The sequence below is a fragment of the Antarcticibacterium flavum genome (assembly GCF_006159205.1).
Classification (GTDB): Bacteria; Bacteroidota; Bacteroidia; order Flavobacteriales; family Flavobacteriaceae; genus Gillisia; species Gillisia flava.
On record NZ_CP040812.1, the window covers coordinates 1,380,486 to 1,400,843 of the forward strand.

14 protein-coding genes are annotated in these 20,358 nt (G+C 43.9%); 4 read left to right on the top strand and 10 right to left on the bottom strand.

Going from position 1 to position 20,358, the window contains the following annotated elements:
* Positions 1-10: 10 nt before the first annotated feature.
* The 10 genes from FHG64_RS05760 to FHG64_RS05805 form a co-directional block, all read right to left on the bottom strand.
* A complete protein-coding gene (locus FHG64_RS05760) occupies positions 11-625 on the bottom strand; it encodes a deoxynucleoside kinase (RefSeq protein ID WP_139065533.1) in 615 nt (204 codons plus the stop codon).
* Positions 626-1,354: 729 nt separating this feature from the next.
* Positions 1,355-2,392 (bottom strand): App1 family protein, encoded by a 1,038-nt coding sequence (locus FHG64_RS05765; protein WP_139065534.1) that lies wholly within the window; start codon positions 2,390-2,392, stop codon positions 1,355-1,357.
* Positions 2,393-2,767: 375 nt separating this feature from the next.
* Positions 2,768-5,233, bottom strand: a complete 2,466-nt coding sequence (gene ligD, locus FHG64_RS05770; protein ID WP_139065535.1) for a DNA ligase D — start codon at positions 5,231-5,233, stop codon at positions 2,768-2,770.
* Entirely contained in the window at positions 5,234-6,007 is a 774-nt protein-coding gene (gene ku / locus FHG64_RS05775; RefSeq protein ID WP_139065536.1) for a non-homologous end joining protein Ku, read from the bottom strand.
* A gap of 694 nt (positions 6,008-6,701) precedes the next feature.
* Positions 6,702-6,950, bottom strand: a complete 249-nt coding sequence (locus FHG64_RS05780; protein WP_139065537.1) for a DUF7218 family protein — start codon at positions 6,948-6,950, stop codon at positions 6,702-6,704.
* A 202-nt stretch (positions 6,951-7,152) separates the two neighbouring features.
* Complete coding sequence (locus FHG64_RS05785; protein WP_218937559.1) at positions 7,153-8,007, bottom strand: SDR family NAD(P)-dependent oxidoreductase; 855 nt, start codon at positions 8,005-8,007, stop codon at positions 7,153-7,155.
* Positions 8,008-8,229: 222 nt separating this feature from the next.
* Positions 8,230-10,530: a sodium-translocating pyrophosphatase gene (locus tag FHG64_RS05790; protein ID WP_139065539.1), complete on the bottom strand. Its 2,301-nt coding sequence runs from the start codon at positions 10,528-10,530 to the stop codon at positions 8,230-8,232.
* 119 nt (positions 10,531-10,649) lie between these two features.
* A complete protein-coding gene (locus FHG64_RS05795; RefSeq protein ID WP_139067901.1) occupies positions 10,650-11,162 on the bottom strand; it encodes an inorganic diphosphatase in 513 nt (170 codons plus the stop codon).
* 67 nt (positions 11,163-11,229) lie between these two features.
* Positions 11,230-13,716: a DUF5686 and carboxypeptidase-like regulatory domain-containing protein gene (locus tag FHG64_RS05800; RefSeq protein ID WP_139065540.1), complete on the bottom strand. Its 2,487-nt coding sequence runs from the start codon at positions 13,714-13,716 to the stop codon at positions 11,230-11,232.
* Between the two features lie 61 nt (positions 13,717-13,777).
* Positions 13,778-14,755: a pyruvate dehydrogenase complex E1 component subunit beta gene (locus FHG64_RS05805; protein WP_139065541.1), complete on the bottom strand. Its 978-nt coding sequence runs from the start codon at positions 14,753-14,755 to the stop codon at positions 13,778-13,780.
* Between the two features lie 174 nt (positions 14,756-14,929).
* On the opposite strand from FHG64_RS05805, the gene FHG64_RS05810 reads away from it, so the two are divergent.
* From FHG64_RS05810 to FHG64_RS05825, 4 genes are all read left to right on the top strand, one after another.
* Entirely contained in the window at positions 14,930-15,676 is a 747-nt protein-coding gene (locus FHG64_RS05810; protein WP_139065542.1) for an electron transfer flavoprotein subunit beta/FixA family protein, read from the top strand.
* Positions 15,677-15,745: 69 nt separating this feature from the next.
* Complete coding sequence (locus tag FHG64_RS05815) at positions 15,746-16,714, top strand: electron transfer flavoprotein subunit alpha/FixB family protein (RefSeq protein ID WP_139065543.1); 969 nt, start codon at positions 15,746-15,748, stop codon at positions 16,712-16,714.
* An 84-nt stretch (positions 16,715-16,798) separates the two neighbouring features.
* On the top strand, positions 16,799-17,416 hold the full coding sequence (locus tag FHG64_RS05820) for a bifunctional nuclease family protein (RefSeq protein ID WP_139065544.1): 618 nt from the start codon (positions 16,799-16,801) through the stop codon (positions 17,414-17,416).
* Positions 17,417-17,425: 9 nt separating this feature from the next.
* Positions 17,426-19,126 (top strand): NupC/NupG family nucleoside CNT transporter, encoded by a 1,701-nt coding sequence (locus FHG64_RS05825; RefSeq protein WP_139065545.1) that lies wholly within the window; start codon positions 17,426-17,428, stop codon positions 19,124-19,126.
* Positions 19,127-20,358: the final 1,232 nt, after the last annotated feature.

Consider the following 20,358-nt stretch of genomic DNA (forward strand, 5'->3'; position numbering starts at 1 on the left):
AAAAGGTTTTTTAGAACAACCCGTGCAACTCGGCATCTATCCTTGTGATGATATTTCCAAGGTCTTCCGGATTATCAACAAAATTAATAGTATCCACATCAATTACGAGCAGGTTCCCCTTATCATATCCGTGAACCCATGCTTCGTAACGTTCGTTTAGTCTACTAAGATAATCAATGGAAATTGAATTTTCATAATCTCTTCCCCTTTTATGAATTTGGGAAACGAGGTTTGGAATGCTGCTGCGCAAATAGATCAAAAGGTCCGGTCCCTGCACTACGCTTTCCATAAGATCAAACAGGGATTTGTAATTTTCAAAATCGCGGTTAGGCATTAATCCCATCGCGTGCAGGTTGGGTGCAAAAATATGTGCATCCTCATAGATTGTACGGTCCTGGATAATATTCTTGCCACTCTCCCTTATTTGAAGGATCTGCCGAAACCGGCTGTTAAGAAAATATATTTGCAAATTGAAGGACCAGCGTTCCATTTTATTATAAAAATCCTCGAGGTATGGATTCTCGAGAACATCCTCAAACTGAGGTTCCCAGCTGTAATGTTTGGCCAGTAATTTTGTGAGGGTGGTCTTACCCGCCCCTATATTGCCTGCAATTGCTACGTGCATAATGTATTATTTTCCGGAGGTTAGATTGAAGCCGATGAAATTAATTGAAAGGCGGTAAAGATACAAGTTTTAAGGTAAAAATGATTGGGTGGGGGTTTGTTAGTTGTAGGGTGGTGTGTTGGATAATTCGTGATATCGAGAATAATTGATTACGCGGATTTTAGCGGATTACGCGGAAAGGTTCTACGGAGTTTATTGTTCGTTGTTTAGGATTTAGAGTTTGTTGTTGGCCCCAGGTTAGATTGAACTATTATTCATTTTTCGAGATTATTGGCTGCTTAACCACGGAGTTTGGGGAGTACGGAACGGAGTTTCACGGAGTGAACACCTCTCCTCTCCGCCTTGTCATGCTGAACGCAGTGAAGCATCCCTACTGCCGGTGCAGCGGGAAATGGCGGTTACCAGTACACCGGAACCGTGAATTTCAACCAATTTTTCCTGAACTCGCTTTTTTCCCGTAGACCATTCAAGGAAACGACCACATTCATCTATCGCCAGAGATTCTTCGTCAGCCTAAAAAGGCCTCCTCAGAATGACAAAATCGAAGGGTAAGAAAGAGTATCAAACTGAGAACGGAAAACAGAAAACAGAAAACAGAGAACAGAAAACAGAAAAAAACACCTAACAACAAACACCAAACAACAAACACCAAACAACAAACCTCGAACGACTCATCAAAAAGTCTAACAGCGAAGCGGTCTAATATCTAACATCTAGCAGCGCAGCGGTCTACTTTATAAACCCACTCTCCCTGGCATGCTCCTCTGCCTCTACGCTGGAATCCACCATTAAAATTGGAGTGGTTTTGAAATTATCCACAATACTTTGAATGCGCCTCATTTGGCGTTTGTGTTTTACACTTCTTAAATAGATCGCCAGGATCCTGTCCGGGTACTGTGCAGCCATATCGGTATAAATACTCGCATCGTGCTCCCCACTGTCACCAATAAGAATGAATTTTAGGTCGGGATATGTTTTCAGGATATTGATGATCTCCTTTTGTTTATGAGGTTTTTCAGGTTTTAAACTCCTGTCAAAGGGTGTTCGGAAATTCCTTAGTAGGATAGGCCCCTTCGGAAATTTATTGAAATCCAGGAACAGCTTAAGGTACTGGTACAGGTTCCACGGACTGTTACTCAGGTAAAATATAGGATTCTTATTTTTTCCGTTCTTTCCAAGGTGCAATTGTTGATAAAGTTCCGGTGCACCTTTTAGTGGGATTCGCTGGTAGGCATTTGTGAGCAGGGAATTCTTCAGCAGGCGAAGTTTCAGAAAGGAGGTAACATCGGTTTTTAAAATAGTGTCGTCAATATCACTTATCACACCATATTCTGCTTCTTTTTCAGGAATAAGCAATTCCCCCTGAAAGTGGTCTTCTTCAAGAACCGGACCATTACTCCCCTCTACTCCGCGATAATACAAATGTGCCTTCACCCAGCCTTCCTCATCGGCATTTACTGAAAGATCTTCAGGCACGGTCTTATCAAAGAGAAAATATCCTTCCTCGTTTGTTCTGCCCGTAAGGTTCAATAGCCCGGGGATCTCAAGGTCCAGAACTGCACCCTTGATCTCAAAAGTATTAAACTGCCGGAAGGTATTCCTAAGGGTATAAAAAAATGACTGGTCCTCGACGATCTTTAGCGGCTCATCATCCAGGGCGCGACCAAGAACGTAGAGGTGATGCGCAGTTCCATAACTTCGGTAAGGAGTGACCAGGACATTATCGATTTTCTTATTCCCTAAAATTCTTTTGATCCTTTTGACCATTAAAATTGCAGTTTTTGGTTAGTTATTTTTCTAAAATACTGGTTTTTGCGGGGGTTTGGGAGATTTTAGGTAAAATTTAAGAGGGGGACTTCAGTCGTTAGTCTTTAGTCTTTAGTCGTTAGAGAAGTGGGCAGAGGGCAGAGGACGGGAAATTGTTTCCTGTTTACCGTTAGATCCTTCTGGATAGATTAATTCTCGTATTTTCGAGATTATTGGCTTTCTTAACCACGGAGTTTTTAAAGGAGTTTAAAAGGGAGTTTCACGGAGTTGTAGTAATACCCCTGTCTCTTCTCTCTTCTCTCTTTTCTTATCTCTTGTTTCTTGTTTCTTGGTTCTTTTGGAATTTGGTTTTTGGAATTTGGAATTTAGCCTCACCTATTCATTCAATTTCTCCAAAGCCGCTTCCATATCCAATCCTTTGCCGAGTACCCCGGTGAAAAGGTCGCCTACTTTCTCGATGCGTTTGGGCATAGTTTTGATGGTGAAATCGGCAAGCTGGAGTCCGCTTTTGACTTCCTCCCATTTAAGTGGGGCAGATACTGTGGCACCGGGTTTTGGCCTGGCACAATAAGGAGCAGCCAGAGTTTGGCCGCGACGGTTTTGCAAGAAATCCAGGTAGATCTTCCCGCCGCGCTTTTTTACATTCCGCTCCATGCTGGTGATCTCGGGCAGCATCTCATTGATAAAATAACAAAGCAGTTTAGTGAAGTCACGGCCTTCATCATAGGAATACTCTGCTCCCAAAGGAAGGTAAATATGGATCCCGCTGGAACCGCTGGTCTTGCAGTAGCCGTCTACCCCCGCCATATCAAGCACCTCCTTCGCCGCCTGCGCCACCACGATTACTTCCTCAAAAGTGTTCTTTTCTGAAGGGTCTATGTCTATCACCGTGAAATCGGGATTCTCGAGATTTTGAATGCGGGAACTCCAGGGATTGATCTCGATACATCCCAGATTGGCCATGTAAAGCAGGGTAGCCTCCTTCTGGCAGAGCATATATTCTATATCCTTTTCTGAAGATTTTGAGTGGATCTTAATTGTCTCGATCCAATCGGGCAAAATTCCCTCGTTGTCCTTCTGATAAAATCCCGGCTGATTTATCCCGTTAGGATGCCGATGCAAATTCTGCGGCCTGTCTATAAGATACGGCAGGATCACTTCTGAAATATTCAGGTAATAGTCAATAAGGTCATATTTAGTATATCCCGATTCCGGCCAGTATATTTTTTCAAGGTTGTTGAACGGCACCTGTATCCCTCCTATTTCCAGGTGTCCGGCTTTAGAAGAGCCGGAACCTGAAGAGGAAGATTCAGGAGAAGCCGATGGCGGTGTCTCCACCACTTTCTCCCTCGTGATCTCGGGCACATCTTTATCTGTTCGTAAACCTTTGAAGACCGGATGCCGCAGGCTTCCGGTTTTTGTCCATTCCGTAAAATGCACCTCGCAAATAAGCACCGGTTTCATCCAGGTGGCCTTGCGCCCTTTAAGATTGATCTTTTCCTCAAAAGGGCTCTCATCTGTTTCCAATACACTGAATTTCGCCAACAGTTTCCGCTGATCTTTAGCCGAAAATCCTGAACCTACATTCCCAATGTACCTCAGCTTTTCATCTTTGAACATTCCCAGGATAAGGGAACCAAAGAGGTTTCCGCTGTCAGATTCTGTATAGCCACAAATGATCGCCTCTGTGCTGTTCACGGCTTTGATCTTGAGCCAATTTTCACTGCGGTAGCCGGGGGTGTAGGTGGAATCGGCTTTTTTGGCTATCACCCCTTCCATCCCGGAATCTATGGCTCGTTTAAAAAAGGCGCTGCCCATTCCTTCAAGATGATCGCAGTAAAAAGTGTGGTAAGTATCCTCGATCACTTCTTTGATGAGGGATTTTCTTTCCACCAATGGCAGCTCGAGCATGCTGTGACCGTTGAGGAACAGCATATCAAACACGTAAAACCTCAGTTCGCCCAGGGTGGTCTCGTCATAATTTTGCAGTTTCTGGAAATCGGGTATTCCCTTTTTATCCACCACCACTACCTCCCCGTCCAGGACTACGTTATGCTCCAGCTGTTCCAGGTCCCGCAACAGCCTTGGGAATTTGGTATTAAAGGAAATCCCGTTGCGGGACCACAGCTCCACGTTGCCATCCTTTACACTGGCGATCATCCTGTAGCCGTCCCATTTTAGCTCATATATCCATTCGGGATCATTAAATATCTTTTTGGTTGCGGTGGCCAGCATAGGTTTTATAGCTTCGGTTGGCTGCAGGGTTTTCACCTTCGGCTCCTTAGGAAGCTGTGGTTTTTTGCTCTCTGCGTAAGGTGGAAAGTCCTCGGCATCATACTTTTCTTCAATAGAAAAATCATCGGTCTTTTTGATAAGAAGCCATTGATTTCCCTTATCTCCCCGGCTGGTCCTCACAAGGGCAAAAGTGCCGCGGATCTTTTTTCCGAAGAATTCAATCTTAAGATCCCCCTTTATAAATTGCTGCAGCATCTCCTTTTCGTTTATCCCTCCTGCGCCCCGGTAGGTGCCGGTATCCCAGATCTCCATCACCCCTGCACCGTAATTGCCTTTGGGAATGGTGCCGTGAAAAGTGAGGTATTGCAGGGGATGATCTTCTGTCTGGATCGCCAGCCGTTTATCGGCCGGATTCAGCGACGGACCTTTGGGGACGGCCCAGCTTTTGAGAGTGCCCTGCATCTCCAGCCGCAGGTCATAGTGCAACCTGCTTGCCTGGTGGCGCTGCACCACAAAGCGCAGCTCCCCGTCTTCATTGGGCATAGTTCCCTTGGGTTCGGGGGTGGTGGCAAAATCGCGTTTTTTGAAATATTCTTCCAGGCTCATTTAAGAGGCTTTTCCTTTCTTCTTCTCAAGGCTGGCCTTAAGCTGCGCCATAAGGTCCTTGGCGGCCGTGGGCTTGCTTTCATAATTCTCTGCCTTCGCCTTTTTCCCTGCACTTTTAGAATTAATGATCTTCATTAATTGATCATTATAAACATCCTTGAAATTTTCAAAACTAAATTTGGTAGTATATTGATCAATAAGGGAAATGGCCATATCAACTTCTTTTTTGGTCACCTTGGTAGAGGGTAATTTTAAATCTGAAGGATCCCTTATCTCATCTGCAAACCTTATCACGTGCAGCACCAGGGCTTTTTCATAGATACCAACGAGGCTTAAGTGTTCCTTTTGCCGCATCACAAAAGTAGCCACCCCCAGTTTCTTTGTTTTCTTAAGGGCGTTGTAAAGCAGATTGTAAGACTTCCCTCCCTCCTTTTGGGGTTCCAGGAAATAGGGTTTTTTAAAAAGCACATCGGCCACCTCCTTTTCTTCGATGAACTCCTCAATATCTATGGTTTTGCTTTTCTTCATATTGGCAGCCTCGAAATCCTCCTTCTCCAGCACTACGTATTTCTCTCCTTTTTTGAAGCCCTTGACGATATCCTTCCACTCCACCTCCTTGCCGGTATCTTCATTTACCCTTTTATAGCGAATACGGGCATTGTCATGCCGGTCCAGCATGTCCAGGTCCAGTTTCCTGTCCTCAGACCCTGAATATAATTTCACAGGGATTGATACTAAACCAAATTGTATTGAACCATTCCAGACAGAGCGCATGTTTGTTCTTAGTTTAAATTTATAATTGTTATTCGAGAGTCTGGAGTCTGGAGTCTAGAGTCTGGACTTTTCTAAAGAACCAAGAGCCAAGAGCCAAGAGACAAGACAGATATTTTCTTTTTTAAGTTATTTCAAATTTTTTCAACCGGTGTGCTTTTGCATCCCCAGCCCAATCGCAAGTTCTAAGCCATTAGATGCTTAAACAAGTTCAGCATGACGACCGTGAGGTTGCTTTTTCTTTCTACTCCCACTCCAGGGTACCAGGACCTATTCTCGTACCGTCATCCTGAACCTGCCACAGGCAGAAATGCTTCAGGATCTGGCGTGCTTGTGCATTCTCAGCCTACTCGCCTGTTCTAACCCATTAGATGCTGAAACAAATTTCAGTTTGTTGTTTTTCAAATTAAAACTCTGCGTCACTTCGAGTGTTTTTTCCTGTAGCGGCAGCGGAGGGAAAAAATGTATCGAGAAGTGCTATGGAGTTCCAACTTCTAATGGTTCTCGATACAAATTTCTTCTCCCTGCCGGTCAAAAAAATTCACTCGAACTGACGATTTAGAAGGCGACCAAGTCTCATTACAACGACCTACTAACGACTGACGACTATTCAAAAGTCCAACAGCGAAGTGGTCTATATTCTAATATCTAGCAGCGAAGCGGTCTTTGTCCATTCTCCCCCTTTGGGGGCCGGGGGCTATCCCTTCCTCAGCGCCTTAATAAGCTCATCTTTACTCATCTTGCTCCTGCCTTCAATGCCAACTTCCTTCGCTTTTTTCATGAGTTCATCCTTCGTGCGATCTTCATACTTCTCGGCCTTCCCGCCTTTCTTTCCGGAATCTGGGGTATTGGCGATCCGGGCGGCTTTTTGTTTGCTCATTCCCTTATCACGCAGGGACTCGTACTGCTCTTCATTCTTGATCTGTGGTGTGTCTTTTCCTGGCATAACTATCGGTTTTTGTTTTCTGTTTTCCGTTTTCTGTTTTCCGTTTTCTGTTTTCCGTTTTCCGTTTTCTGTTTTCTGTTACCTTTTCTCTTCTCTCTTCTCTTGTTTCTTGTTTCTTGTTTCTTGATTCTTGGCTCTTGGTTCTTGGCTCTTGGCTCTTGGTTCTTGGCTCTTTACTCAAACCACACGGCGGTTAAGATTGTCACTTGATCTTCGTAGTCCCCTCCGTTTCGTGTTTAAGGTCAAGATCGGTTTTGGGTTTATGCAGGCCATCTTCCACTTTTTTTCCAAGGGGTCCTTTTGCGATGGTGATCCCGCCGTCCACCTGGTAAACGGAACCAGTAACATACGAGGCTTCATCTGAGGCAAGGAAGAGATATACATTTGCTACTTCCTCGGTTTTACCCCTCCTGCCCATTAAGGTGGCATTGGTCATTGTTTTTTCCATCTCTGCATCCATCCCGCTGCTTTCCTTATGAGTCCAGGAAGTGTCAATAGGACCGGGCGCAACAACATTTACCCGAATTCCGTTCTGTGCCTGTTCTGCCGCCACGCCTTTCATAAAGGAATGCACGAATCCTTTCGTACCGCCATAAGGAGCTACCTCAGCAATACCCAGGATCGCCGACTCTGACCCTGCCGAGATAATACAGCCCCTGGTCTTTTTAAGTTCAGGGATAGCGAGTTTAGTGAACAAAAAGGTGGTGCGGATGTTATTCTTTATCAAATTATCAAAAGCTGCCACAGAAAATTCTTCAATGCTGTTTACTTCAGGAAACACCCCGGCATTATTAACTAGAATATCCAGCTTCCCCCAGGCATCTGTTGCTACTTCTATAGCGGCTTTTATTTTATTCTCTTCTGAAATATCCCCTTTATAACCCAGGGCTTCTCCACTGGAATTGTTTATTTCCCTTACTACCTCATCCACGGGATCCTCTTCCATTCCCACAACCAAAACCCTGGCTCCTTCCAATGCAAATTTTTTACAGATCGCCTCTCCTATTCCGGTTGCTCCACCGGTTACAATCGCGGTTTTTCCTTCAAGTCTTCTCATGATATCCTTTCCATTAAAATTTCATTGCTTTAAATTAAGAATTCTGAATTTCAGCACATCTATGTATTCTACTCATTATAACAAGTTCAATATTATTTAACCATTCTTAACAAAGCTGCTGCAGCCTGCAGGAAATAAAAAACCCGGAGAAGAAATTATCATTTCCTTTCCGGGTCTTATTTTTTCTGAATTTGCTTTCAGATAAAATTATTTATTTATCATTTAGCTGATGTAATCTTCATAAACGGCAATGTTCTCCAAAGCGCCCATGGCATCTTCGCCTTCAGCCCTAACAGGAGTATCTTCAGGTTCGTTTGGCACATCACCTTCCGTATGTCCGCCAAGGATTGGGGCAAGTACAAGACCTATCAAACAGGTTAGTTTAATAAGTATGTTCATCGACGGCCCCGAGGTATCCTTGAACGGATCTCCCACAGTGTCACCGGTAACCGCTGCTTTATGAGCTTCAGAGCCCTTGTAGGTCATTTCCCCGTTGATGAGTACACCAGCCTCGAAAGATTTTTTAGCGTTGTCCCAGGCACCCCCTGCGTTGTTCTGGAAAATTGCCCAAAGCACACCGCTTACCGTTACCCCCGCCATATAACCTCCAAGCATTTCAGCAATCAGCATATTTTCATAACCAAAGATCATTGGAAGGAAAGCGATAGCGATTGGGAATCCAATGGTAAGGGCACCCGGCAGCATCATTTCCTTAAGGGCAGCTTCCGTTGAAATTGCCACACATTTATCGTATTCTGGTTTTCCTGTTCCTTCCATAATTCCCGGAATTTCGCGGAACTGCCTTCTCACCTCTTCCACCATTTTCATCGCAGCTTTCCCTACGGAATTCATCGCAAGGGCAGAGAATACCACCGGTACCATTCCACCTACGAAGAGCATCGCCAAAACAGGTGCTTTAAAGATGTTGATCCCGTCTATTCCTGTAAAGGTCACATAGGCTGCAAATAGTGCAAGGGAAGTAAGCGCTGCTGAAGCGATCGCAAATCCTTTTCCTGTTGCCGCGGTTGTATTTCCAACAGAATCTAAAATGTCTGTACGTTCCCTAACCTCTGCCGGAAGTTCGCTCATCTCTGCAATTCCACCTGCGTTGTCTGATATTGGCCCAAAAGCATCAATAGCCAGCTGCATTGCCGTGGTAGCCATCATTGCTGAAGCGGCAAGCGCCACCCCGTAGAAACCTGCAAGGGCATAAGAAGCCCAGATAGCAGCAGCAAATAGAAGAACTGAAGCAAAGGTAGAGATCATCCCGGTTGCAAGCCCCGCGATAATATTGGTTCCGGCTCCTGTACTGGAATTCTGAACTATGGAAAGTACCGGTTTTTTACCTAATCCCGTATAATATTCAGTTACAGCAGAGATCAAACCTCCTACTGCAAGACCTACTAAAGTTGCATAGAAAACTCTCATTGACGAGATCACCTTGTACTCAAAACCTTCAGCACCACCAATAAAGAATCCCATCGTCATGGTTTGTGCCGGCAGCATCCATTGTACTAGAAAATAACAGGAGATCGCTACAAGAACGATTGAGGTGATATTTCCGGTGTTTAGGCTTCTTTGAACCTCAGCTTCCTTAGCCTGGTTGTTCTTGATCTTAACGAAGAGGGTTCCCACGATGGAGAAAATGATTCCCACCCCGGCGATGGACATTGGTAACAAAATAGGCCCAATCCCGCCGAAGCCCTGGTCCACTATATTACCGCCCATATCCTCGATCACATAATTACCTAATACCATTGCGGCTAGTACAGTAGCCACGTAACTTCCAAAAAGGTCGGCACCCATCCCGGCAACATCTCCCACGTTATCACCCACGTTATCTGCAATGGTGGCAGGGTTTCGAGGATCGTCCTCAGGGATCCCGGCTTCCACTTTTCCAACAAGGTCGGCACCAACATCGGCCGCCTTGGTATATATACCTCCACCCACACGGGCAAAGAGTGCAATAGATTCAGCTCCAAGGGAGAATCCTGCAAGAGTTTCAAGTACTATGGTCATTTGGGACGTATCTGTCCATACCCCACCCATGAAGTAGTGGAAAAACAGAATAAAAAACGCGGTCAAACCTAAAACCGCAAGCCCTGCCACCCCCAATCCCATCACGGTTCCTCCCGTGAAGGATACTTTAAGCGCGTGCGGTAAACTTGTACGAGCGGCCTGGGTGGTACGCACGTTACTTTTGGTAGCGATCTTCATTCCCATATTTCCTGCAAGTGCAGAAAATACAGCTCCAAAAATAAAGGCAACAACAATTAACCAGTGGGTGGTAGGTACTATAAATGATACCACTGCGAGGGCAATACTGGCAACCAAAACAAAAATTGTAAGCAATTTATATTCGGCTTTTAGAAAAGCCAGTGCCCCTTCGTAGATATGCGAGGCGATTTCATTCATTTTTCCGTCTCCGGCATCCTGTTTTAATACCCAGGATCTTTTCACCCACATGTATGTGAGGCCCAGTAAAGCCAGCACCAAAGGAGCGTAGATCATCATTGATTCCATAGTAGCTTGTTAAATTTTAGTTAATGTCGCTAATGTAGTAAATCAATGATAATTAAAAAAGCAATAACTTTTTTAAGGTTATTGCTTTCCATTATAATAATTCAATGTAAGATCCTTAATTAGATCCCGAATCTTTCCTTATCTCCTTCGTGGTTCTTATATCGCTCCACGCATTCCTTAATGATCTTTCTGGCCTCTGCAGCATCACCCCAGCCACCAACGTCTACTTTTTTCTTCTCAAGATCCTTATAAACCTTGAAGAAATGCTCGATCTCCTTGGTAAGGTGGCCGTTCAATTCATTAAGATCATTGATCCTGTTCCAGATAGGGTCTGAAACCGGCACACAAATGATCTTCTCATCCGGCCCCTTTTCGTCTGCCATATGGAAAACCCCTATTGGCTTTACCTCCATTACTATTCCCGGGAAAGTTGGTTCTGCAACCAGCACCAGTACGTCCAGTGGGTCACTATCCTGCGCAAGGGTGTTGGGTATAAACCCATAATCTGCTGGATACATCATCGAAGAAAAGATCATACGGTCGTAACGAACCTTCTTTAATTCAAAATCGTATTCATATTTGTTTCGGCTCCCCTTTGGGATCTCTATAAGCACATCAAAAGTATCTGACATTTTCATTCTGTTATCATTTTTTTTCGAGGGCGCAAATATAGCTATTTTATACTGTAAAATATGTTATTTAAAAGTGAAAACCGAAGGTTGCAGTGACGCCGAAAGAGCGGGCATCGGGATTATCAAAATAATTTCCGCGGAAGTGGGCATCGAGCCGAAGGAATTTAAACATATTTCCTACACCCACACTGTATTCCCAATAAGGCTCCCGGCTAGGTGCCACCAGAAGCATTCCTGAAGCATCCAGTTTCCGGTTCGCTTCAGATATCTCGCCCCATACCCCGCGAATTCCTACAACTTCACGGAGGTTAAGGTCCCGCAGAAGTGGGATATAGGCGAAGATCCTTCCGTTGAAATTATGCTCAAAATGAGAGGAAATATAAGTATCTGTGACAAATTCATAGAAATTGAGCAGCGGGAAAGTATTGTACATAGAGAAAAAAGTCTGGTTTCCAGGCACCACGCTTAGCAGCCCCAGCGGAACTTCTCCAAATGTCTTCCCTGCCTCCAGGCTTACATTTGCAAGACCTAACCCTCCTATCCACCAGGGCTGGTCATAAAAAGCCTGGATCTTACGGTAATTAAAATCGCTGTTGAAAATATCCTTCACTCCCACACTATAATTAAGAAAAACAGTTGCAAAGTTCTCCGGGTTCACCGCTACCCTGTCCACTCCAAAACCGGCTGTTTTCCTTCCAGGGGTTAATCGCAATACAGTGGAAACCTCTGCCTGGTTGATTTCTTCAGAAACTATTGTGCGCGCTTCATCTTCATACCAGGCGAGGCTAAAGGTGGGGGAGGCAGTGGTAAGGTTCCTGTGAGATCCTATTACCTGAAAAGTAACATTACGGATTGGCTCGATCTCCACGCCAAAGGTTGCGAGTTGAATTGCAGATAATTTATCATTAGTGCCAACGGTGAGCAGGGAATTGGAAGCCAGGCTCCTGCCAAGCACATCGGTCACATTGGTAAGGGAAGCGCCCAGCTGTTCTATATCGCGCCTGTACCCTGCAGAAATTATAAGTCTGCTGGGTTTATCCAGCATCACCTGCCCCAGGATCCCATATTTGAATTTTTGATCACGAAAGCCATAGGCGCCGTAACCTTCAATTCGCCATGGGTCATTGGGGCCAAAAAAGGTCCTTGCCCCCGCTCTTAAGCGGAATCCTTCCACTTCATTATAACCAGCAAAATTATATACAGGGCCCAGGTCCCAGCCTTTGAATTCTACATAGCCTGTGGCTGCAACGTGCGCAAGTCTATAGGCTCGCTGAAATGCCTTTACGGTTTGGAGGGTGTCTATCATTTCATAGACACCGCTTTCATTCCTGTTGAGTGGTTCCAGGCGGTTTTCCTCCCAAAATTGCTCCTCCCGGTCGTATACCTCATCCCGGTAAGAGATTACCTTATTGCTGTAAAATTTATCGGGTTGTGGCTCATTGAAAACAAAGTCATCATAAACCACGGTCTTTTTACCATAGATCCCGCGGGCATCCTCTTTTTTTTCGAAGGAGAAATCGGCCATAAGAAAATCCCTCTTCAGCAGGAAAACAGAATCATTATATACCTCAAATTCCTGTTCAAGATAAATTCCATTAACCCAGTTGATGTTAGCCTTTTCTGCCATTTCCAGGTTAATAGTTTTGATCGCCCAGGCGGTATCATTGACCCAAAAATCACCTTTAAATGTAAGTTCATTCTCCCGCCGGGGATAGTAAACCACCTTGTAACACCATTTATCTTCTATAAAAGAACTGTCTGCCAGGACATAATTATAAGTGTCTATACCTGTAGTGGAGAGCGGACTTATAAAATTTTTATCAAAAATGCGCATATAATTATCATATACATCCACCTCAAAATAAAGGTCCTTTAGTGCCGCGATAAGGATCTGGTTATTATTAAAACCTGAGTTTTTATTCCCGAGTAACTCCTCCTTTTTTTTCCCACTTGTATTATTCCCGTGAACCTGCATAATAGATTCATTGAGAAAAATTGGCAAATAGGTTTTCCCGGAAATATGATTGGTGTCCAGGTCCTCAAAAATAAATTCAAGGCCCTTAAAGACCTTGCTGTTCATCAAAGCACTGTCTACAGTGTTGATATCAAATTCCAGTTTTTCGTATTTCCGGAAAGCGTAATGGTCAAACGCTTTAACACCATTCTTCCTTCTGTTTTCCCAAATCTTCCTAAGGATATCTATAGCAGGATTGTTTTTTTTGGAAGTTTTGCCCCTGTAAATGAAAACTTCATCCAGGTTCTCCTCGTCTTCCTTTAGAAGGATCTCCAGCCCCTGGTTGTTCCCAGGTTGTAGCTCCAACACCTGGGTTTCGTATCCCACGAAAGACACTTCCAGCTGTCTGTGATTCCCTGTGGAGATAAGGTAGAATTGTCCCTCCTCTGTAGTTGTAGTACCTTCTGATGATTTAAGGAAAACCACATTGGCAGAACCCACCGGTTCCCCTGCCTCATTTTTTACCACCCCGCTTACCCTGGTTTGTGCAGCGGTAAAAAGGTGGAAAAGGAAAAAACTGAAGATAAAAAGCTGCTTCATAGGGCACAAAAAAAACTTCATCTGGTAAAGATGAAGTTTCAAATATAGGAGTAAAAAGTTCTTATTTATATAAAACCTTTTTAACTGCTTTTATTACATCCTCGCTGTTTGGTAACCACTCTTTGAAAAGAACCGGTGAATATGGCGCAGGAGTATCGGCTGTATTTATCTTTACAATTGGAGCATCAAGATAGTCAAATGCCTGTGACTGCACCTGGTAAGTGATCTCTGTAGCGATGTTCCCGAATGGCCAGGCCTCTTCAAGGATTACAAGACGGTTGGTTTTTTTAACCGACTTTAAGATGGCCTCATGGTCCATTGGACGAATAGTTCTAAGGTCAATGATCTCACAGGAGATATCTTCTTTCTCCAATTCTTCAGCAGCCTTGTAAGCTTCCTTGATTATTTTTCCGAAGGAAACAATAGTAACATCTGTTCCTTCTCTTTTAATATCTGCAACGCCCAATGGAATTATGTATTCTTCTTCCGGCACCTCACCCTTGTCCCCGTACATTTGTTCGCTCTCCATAAAGATCACGGGATCATTATCACGAATAGCCGATTTTAAAAGCCCCTTACAGTCGTATGGATTTGAAGGCACAACTACTTTTAAACCCGGGCAATTTGCATACCAGCTCTCAAAAGCTTGAGAGTGTGTAGCTGCAAGTTGTCCTGCAGATGCAGTCGGGCCACGAAAAACAATTGGAATATTGAATTGCCCGCCACTCATTTGCCTCATTTTGGCAGCGTTGTTAATTATCTGGTCAATTCCAACAAGAGAGAAGTTAAAGGTCATAAATTCAACAATTGGCCTGTTGCCGTTCATCGCACTTCCCACGGCTATACCGGCAAAACCAAGCTCTGCAATAGGAGTGTCAATTACACGTTCGGGCCCAAACTCGTCCAGCATGCCTTTTGAGGCTTTATAAGCTCCGTTATATTCCGCAACTTCCTCTCCCATTAAATAAATGGTGTCGTCCTTGCGCATCTCTTCACTCATCGCCTGCTGAACTGCTTCTCTAAATTGGATTGTCTTCATTTCTATATAAAATGTATTGTTGTCAAATTTTTTGAAGAACAAAAATAGTAATTAAGGAAAGTTTAAACTACTACTTCAGCATAAAATATTTGTTATGCACGCATAGCAAATTCTGATATAATTTACTTATCTTCGTAAACCATATATTCAAACCTTATTAAAAAGATAATATAGATGAAAATATTAGTATGTATAAGCCACGTGCCAGATACTACCTCCAAGATCAATTTCACAGATAATAATACCCAGTTTGATACCAACGGAGTACAGTTTGTAATTAATCCAAATGATGAATTTGGACTTACGCGCGCCATGTGGTTCAAGGAAAAGCAGGGTGCCAGTGTTGATGTTGTAAATGTTGGAGGTCCTGAAACTGAACCAACTTTAAGAAAGGCCCTGGCCATAGGAGCAGATAATGCCATACGTGTAAACACTCCTGCAAAGGACGGTTTCCAGGTTGCAAAAGAACTCGCTAAGGTAGCACAGGACGGCAGTTATGATCTTATTATTGCCGGGAGAGAATCTATTGATTATAATGGAGGAATGGTACCGGGAATGCTTGCGGCAATTTTAAAAGCTAATTTTGTAAATACCTGTATTAGCCTTGAGGTTGAAGGCAATGAAGCCAAAGCCGTAAGGGAAATAGACGGTGGTAAGGAAAGCGTTACCGCATCCCTTCCATTAGTGATAGGAGCTCAAAAAGGCCTTGTTGAGGAGAGTGATCTTAGGATCCCGAATATGCGTGGGATTATGATGGCCCGTAAAAAACCATTGAATGTGGTGGAGCCGGTAGATTCCAATCAGGCTACAGAAGTAGAAAAATTTGAAAAGCCAGATGCCAAGGGAGCAGTTAAATTAATTGATCCTGATAACCTGGATGAATTGATCAACCTGCTACATAATGAAGCCAAGGTAATCTAAAAAAAAAATTAAAGTAGACCGCAAACGTTTTCAAAAATGGGCGGTTTGAATAATTTAAAAAATAAATATATGTCAGTTTTAGTATATACAGAATCAGAAGAAGGAAAATTCAAAAAAGCTGCCCTGGAGGTTGCTTCCTACGCAAAGGAAGTAGCAGGGATGATGGGAACTACAGTTACCGCTGTTACCTTTAATGCTGAAGATACAGCAGATCTTGGAAAGCATGGGGTAGATAAAGTATTAAAAGTAAGCAATGATAAATTGAATAATTTCAATGCTGAAGCTTATGCCGATGCTCTTACGCAGGCGGCAGAAAAAGAAGGTGCGAAAGTTATTATTTTAAGCCAGAGTGCCAACAGTAAATATCTTGCTCCCCTTCTCGCAGTTCATCTTAATGCAGGTTATGCCTCCAACGTAATGGCTTTGCCGGAAAGTACAGATCCTTTCACTGTGAAGAGAACCGCCTTCACCAATAAAGCATTCAGCTTCACAAAATTTACTACAGATGTTAAGATCATTGGACTTTCTAAAAATGCCTTCGGCTTAAAGGAAAACCAGGGTGATGCTGCAGTTGAGGATTTTAATCCTGAGCTATCTTCTGAAGATTTTTCAGTAAATGTTACCAATGTGGACAAAGCCAGGGACAAAGTGACTATTGCAGATGCAGAGATCGTGGTTTCCGGTGGACGTGGAATGAAAGGACCGGAGAACTGGGGTATGCTGGAAGAACTGGCAGATACTCTTGGGGCGGCTACAGCCTGCTCGAAGCCTGTAAGTGATATGGGCTGGAGGCCTCACAGTGAGCACGTGGGGCAAACAGGAAAACCTGTTGCTGCCAACCTTTACATAGCAGTAGGAATTTCCGGAGCTATACAGCATCTTGCAGGAGTTAGTGCTTCAAAGACCAAAGTGGTGATAAACAATGATCCCGAAGCACCTTTCTTTAAAGCAGCCGATTACGGTATAGTAGGAGATGCCTTTGAAATCGTGCCGAAGCTAAATGAAAAACTCAAAGAATTTAAAGCTAAAAACGCATAATTTTTTTAACTTGCGAGCCTTAAAAGGGCTGTCTAAATATGGTAAAATGTCCTTATTTAGACAGCCCTTTTTAATTATTGCTATATGAGTTTAGTACGCCTTAATATAAAAGGAATTTCTTATAGTCAAACACAGAATGGGGCCTATGCCCTTATTCTTAGCGAGGTGGATGGGGAACGAAAATTACCTATTGTAATCGGCGCTTTTGAAGCGCAGTCCATTGCTATTGCCCTGGAAAAGGAAATTAAGCCTCCCAGGCCACTCACCCATGACCTGTTCAAGAATTTTAGTGACAGGTTTGAGATCGTAGTGAAGCAGGTGATCATTCATAAACTGGTGGATGGGGTATTCTATTCCAGCCTCATTTGTGAGCGTGATGGGATCGAAGAGATCATAGATGCACGTACAAGTGACGCCATAGCCCTGGCGCTGCGATTTAATGCACCTATATTTACATATAAGAATATACTGGATAAGGCCGGGATCTTCCTTAAGGGAGAATCTGGCACTATGACACAAACACCTTCTCCTACAGAGGCCAAAGTAGATGAGATATTTACAGAAAAAGGTGACACTACGGCCGGAAATTATAAATCCATGTCCCTTGAGGAGCTGGAATCCCTACTATCCCAGGCAGTTAAGAATGAAGACTACGAGAAGGCTGCCAGAATAAGAGATGAGATCTCAAAACGCAATAAGTAAGCTTATTTTATGAAAAACTTCCGGGCAGTCCTGCTCTTTATTTTTCTGGGAATTCTAAATGTACATTCGCAAAGTATCACCAAGGAATGGCAACTTGAAACAACCGACACTTCCACTACCTCACAGAATAATTTCTCAAACATTGACAGGTTGGTCCTGGATGAGGGAAGATTTGTATTAAATGCTGCTGAAGGAGAAGATCTTGAAGGGGATTACCTGTACCAGAACAATTTGCTGGTATTTTTCTTTGACCCTCCCAATGACACGATAAGAAAATACAGGATCACTGAACTTACAGATAACACCCTTGTTCTTACAGACAGTTATCAAACCTATAGTTTTACCGAATCTCCTACAGAAGTAGAAGAATTGATCCCGGCTGAAACTGCAAAAGAGATCATACCGAGTCAGGGCCTTACCGTTACCAGCGTGTGGCGCGGGATCCTTGGAATGTTTTCCCTGCTGTTGCTGGCATTCTTCTTTAGCAGTAAAAGAAGTGCTATTAATTGGAGGACCGTGGGAGTAGGACTGGCAGCGCAACTGCTCCTGGCTATCGGGGTTTTGAAAGTGACCTTCATAAAGAACATTTTTGAGTTTGTTGGAAACATCTTTGTACTCATTCTGGATTTCACAAAAGCAGGAAGTGAATTCCTTTTGGGCGGCCTTATGGAGGTTGATAGTTTTGGTTTTATATTCCTCTTCCAGGTATTGCCTACCATCATCTTCTTCTCGGCCTTGACATCTGTATTGTTCTATCTAGGGGTGGTGCAAATAATTGTTCGGGGACTGGCCTGGGTGCTCACTAAACTCATGGGCATCTCGGGCGCAGAAAGTCTAAGTGTGGCGGGAAATATCTTTCTTGGCCAGACAGAAGCTCCTCTATTGATAAAAGCTTACCTGGAAAGGATGACCCGCAGTGAGATCCTGCTGGTAATGATTGGAGGAATGGCAACCGTTGCCGGCGGGGTGCTGGCAGCCTATATCGGCTTTCTGGGAGGTGACGATCCCGTATTAAGGCTTCAGTTTGCAAAGCATTTACTGGCAGCATCTGTGATGGCTGCGCCTGGGGCAATAGTTATCTCCAAGATCCTTTACCCGCAACAGGAACCCGTAAATACAAATGTGGAGATCTCTACTGAAAAAATTGGCTCCAATATCCTGGACGCCATCGCCAATGGTACTACTGAAGGTTTAAAACTTGCGGCAAATGTTGCAGCGATGCTCCTGGTATTCATCGCCTTCATCGCGATGATAAATTACATTTTAGGATATATAGGAGCGCTCACGACCTTAAATTCACTCATTGCCGAATATACACCGTACTCAAAGGTTTCCCTTGAGGCCATCCTTGGAACTGTTTTCGCACCGCTAATGTGGCTCATTGGGGTGGCAGAAGAAGATATGATGCTTATGGGGCAACTGCTGGGAATAAAACTTGTCGCCAGTGAATTTGTAGGTTACATACAGCTGGCCGATCTAAAGAACCCTGCAAATTTCCTAAGCCTCAACTACGAAAAATCTGTTATCATGGCGACCTATATGCTCTGCGGATTCGCAAATTTTGCTTCTATAGGGATACAGATTGGAGGGATAGGCTCACTGGCTCCCGGCAAAAGAAAAGTGTTATCTGAATTCGGAATGAAGGCCTTAATTGGAGGAACTATAGCCTCTCTTCTGTCTGCGACTATCGCGGGGATGATCATTGGGTAATATTTTGAAGTTCGCCTCTTATTCTAAAGAGCATCTTCCATTCTAATATAGAAAATTCCTCTAATAATTACGCCCCTTCAGGGCTATGCAAATATTCGGTTTCTTATTCGATGGGCTTCACCCATCGCTAATTTATTACGCCCCTTCAGGGCTCATTTATCAAACTAGATTATGATTTCATAGACGGCAAAATATCTAAGCATCCCGTGCTGCAGAATAATTTAGGTCCGGTAGGAAAATTCAATCTCGAAGGAGGCAACAGAACAGCATCCGACCATTTAATAAGATCCCGTAAAGATGGAAGGATCTTGATAAGCCTCTAAATCAAGCCCTGAAGGGGCGAAATATGTCAGCCTCCCCTGAAGGGGGAGGATTAAAAACAGGTATAAATGAAAGCCCTGAAGGGGCGTAATCAGACAGCATCCCGTGAAGCGGGATGACATGGATAACCAGTTGAGATAAAGCCCTGAAGGGACGTAATACCCGCTCTCCACCCATCGCTAATTGATGTCGCCCCTTCAGGGCTCATTTATTAAACTAGCTTATGATTTCATAGACGGCAAAATATCTAAGCATCCCGTGCTGCAAAATAATTTGGGTCCGGTAGGAAAATTCAATCTCGAAGGAGGCAAAAGAACAGCATCCGACCATTTAATAAGATCCCGTAAAGATGGAAGGTTCTTGATAAGCCTCTAAATCAAGCCCTGAAGGGGCGCAATCTAACTGTATCCCGTGAAGCGGGATGACGATAACAAGAGGAGATAAAGCCCTGAAGGGGCTTAATCAGACAGCATCCCGTGAAGCGGGATGACATGGATAACCAGTTGAGATAAAGCCCTGAAGGGGCGTAATTCCCGCTCTCCACCCATCGCTAATTGATGTCGCCCCTTCAGGGCTCATTTATTAAACTAGCTTATGATTTCATAGACGGCAAAATATCTAAGCATCCCGTGCTGCAAAATAATTTGGGTCCTGTAGGAAAATTCAATCTTGAAGGAGGCAACAGAACAGCATCCGACCATTTAATAAGATCCCGTGAAGATGGAAGGTTCTTGATAAGCCTCTAAATCAAGCCCTGAAGGGGCGCAATCTAACTGTATCCCGTGAAGCGGGATGACGATAACAAGAGGAGATAAAGCCCTGAAGGGGCGTAATCAGACAGCATCCCGTGAAGCGGGATGACATGGATAACCAGTTGAGATAAAGCCCTGAAGGGGCGTAATTCCCGCTCT